The 2,366-nt window shown below is 71.6% G+C and carries 4 protein-coding genes; all 4 read left to right on the forward strand.

Going from position 1 to position 2,366, the window contains the following annotated elements; genetic code table 11:
• On the forward strand, positions 1-337 hold a 337-nt coding region (locus K0M70_RS14785), incomplete at its 5' end, for an aminotransferase class I/II-fold pyridoxal phosphate-dependent enzyme (RefSeq protein ID WP_290783232.1).
• Positions 334-1,422 (forward strand): bifunctional histidinol-phosphatase/imidazoleglycerol-phosphate dehydratase HisB, encoded by a 1,089-nt coding sequence (gene hisB, locus K0M70_RS14790; protein ID WP_290783234.1) that lies wholly within the window; start codon positions 334-336, stop codon positions 1,420-1,422. The genes K0M70_RS14785 and hisB, both read left to right, overlap by 4 nt.
• Positions 1,419-2,018 (forward strand): imidazole glycerol phosphate synthase subunit HisH, encoded by a 600-nt coding sequence (hisH, locus tag K0M70_RS14795; protein WP_290783236.1) that lies wholly within the window; start codon positions 1,419-1,421, stop codon positions 2,016-2,018. The genes hisB and hisH overlap by 4 nt, the downstream gene beginning before the upstream one ends.
• Positions 2,015-2,366: HisA/HisF-related TIM barrel protein (locus tag K0M70_RS14800; RefSeq protein ID WP_290783238.1), on the forward strand; the 352-nt coding region annotated here is incomplete at its 3' end. The genes hisH and K0M70_RS14800, both read left to right, overlap by 4 nt.

The raw sequence follows: 2,366 nt of genomic DNA on the forward strand, positions 1-2,366 counted from the left end.
GCCCTGCGTGCAGCTGGCCCGGGGGGGCCTGTCGGCGCCGGCGCTGGAACAGACCCGCCGCCGCGTGATCACGGGGCGCGCCGCGCGCGAGCGCCTGCACCACGAACTGCTGGCGCACGCCGGCGTGCGCCGGGTTTACCCCTCGCAGGGCAACTACCTGCTGGTCCGCTTCCACGACGCCGAGGCCGCCTTCCAGTCGCTGCTGGCGGCGGGCGTGGTGGTGCGCGACATGCGCGCGTCGCCGCAGCTGGGTGACGCACTGCGCATCAGCATTGGCAGTCCGTCCGAGAACGACCAACTGATCCAGGCACTGGCCGCCGGGAGGGCCGCAGCATGAGCGCGCAACGCATCCTGTTCGTCGACCGCGACGGCACCATCATCGAGGAGCCGGCTGACTTCCAGATCGACGCCTACGAGAAGATCCGCTTCGTCGAGGGCGTCATCCCGGCCATGCTCAAGCTGCGAGACGCCGGCTTCGAGTTCGTGCTGGTCACCAACCAGGACGGCCTGGGCACCGCGAGTTTTCCGCGCGAATCCTTCACCGGACCGCATGCGCTGATGGTGCAGGTGCTCGAATCGCAGGGCATCCGCTTCCGCGAAGAGCTCATCGACGAAAGCTTCGAAGACGAGGGCAAACCCACCCGCAAGCCGGGGCTGGGCCTGCTGATGCACTACCTGCGCGACCGCGGCATCGACCTGGCCAACTCGGCCGTGGTGGGTGACCGCGACACCGACCTGCAGCTGGCCGCCAACCTGGGCTGCCGCGGCTTCAAGCTCAAGCCGGGCCCGGACACCTGGGCCGGCATCGCGCACGCGCTGGCCGACGCGCCGCGCATCGCCAGCGTCGAGCGCACCACCAAGGAAACGCGCGTGCGCGTCACCGTGGACCTGGACCGTGCCGCCGACCCGCAGGTGATGACCGGCCTGGGCTTCTTCGACCACATGCTTGAACAGTTGGGAAAGCACGGCGGCTTCAGCCTGCAGCTCAGCTGCGCCGGCGACCTGCACATCGACGAACACCACACGGTGGAAGACAGCGCCCTGGCCCTGGGCCAGGCGCTGAAGGACGCCCTGGCCGACAAGCGCGGCATCGCCCGCTACGGCGACTCCAGCGGGCAGGGCACGATCACGCTGCCGATGGACGAAACCCTGGCCACGGCGGCGGTGGACTTCTCCGGGCGGCCCTACTTCGTGTTTGAAGGGGAGTTCCCGCGGGCGGAGGTGGGTGGCCTGGCGACCGAACTGGTGCCGCACTTCTTCCGCTCGCTGTGCGAAACCTCGGGGCTGAACCTGCACCTGAAGGTGAACGGCGAGAATACCCACCACATGGTGGAAGCCTGCTTCAAGGCCGTGGCGCGCGCGCTGCGGCAGGCCATCCGCCGCCAGGGCCGCGAGCTGCCGAGCACCAAGGGCACGCTATGAACGTGGTGCTGGTGGACTCGGGCGGCGCCAACATCGGCTCCGTGCGCTACGCGCTGGAGCGCCTGGGCGTGCAGGCGGCGATGAGCGCCGACGGCGACGTGATCCGCGCGGCCGACCGGGTGATCCTGCCGGGCGTTGGCGCGGCGGGTCCGGCGATGGCCAGGCTCAACGAGCTGCAGCTGGTGGACACGCTGCGTTCGCTGACCCAGCCGCTGCTGGGCATCTGCCTGGGCATGCAGCTGCTGTTCGAGGATTCGGAAGAGGGCGGCGTGGCCTGCCTGGGCCTGCTGGCCGGCCGCGTGCGCCGCATGCCCGAGTCCCCGGGCGTGCGCGTCCCGCACATGGGCTGGAACCGGCTGCAGCCCACGCGACCTTCGTCGCTGCTGGCGGGCATTGCCGACGGCGCGCAGGCCTACTTCGTGCACAGCTTCGCCGCGCCCGTCACCGACGACTGCCTGGCGCGCTGCGGCCACGGCGAGGACTTCGCGGCGGTGGTGCAGCGTGGCAACGTCGCCGGCGCACAGTTCCATCCCGAACGCTCGGCCGCCACCGGCGCGCGGCTGCTCGAGAATTTCCTGACGACGGGGCTGGCATGAACGAATACCTGTTGTACCCGGCCATCGACGTGCGCGACGGGCGCGTGGTGCGCCTGCGCCAGGGCGACTACGCGCAGGAAACGCGCTATGCCGACGAGCCGCTGGCCCTGGCCACGCGCTATGCCGAAGCCGGCGCGCGCTGGCTGCACCTGGTGGACCTGGACGCAGCCCGCGTCGGCGGCTACACGCTTGCGCCCCTGCTGGGCGCGCTCAAGTCCAGCACGCGGCTCAAGGTGCAGACCGGCGGCGGCGTGCGCAGCGAGCAAGACGTCGAGGCCCTGCTGGCGGCCGGCGCCGCCCGCGGGGTGGTGGGGGGGGGGGGGGGGGGGGGGCCCGCCCCCGGGGGGG

Origin of the sequence: Arenimonas sp., from assembly GCF_019459675.1 — a bacterium.
Taxonomy (GTDB): Bacteria; Pseudomonadota; Gammaproteobacteria; order Xanthomonadales; family Xanthomonadaceae; genus Arenimonas.

Bases quoted from the DNA above. Each gene is read 5' to 3' on its own strand.
- hisB (WP_290783234.1), top strand. From the start codon at position 334: ATGAGCGCGCAACGCATCCTGTTCGTCGACCGCGACGGCACCATCATC.
- hisH (WP_290783236.1), top strand. From the start codon at position 1,419: ATGAACGTGGTGCTGGTGGACTCGGGCGGCGCCAACATCGGCTCCGTG.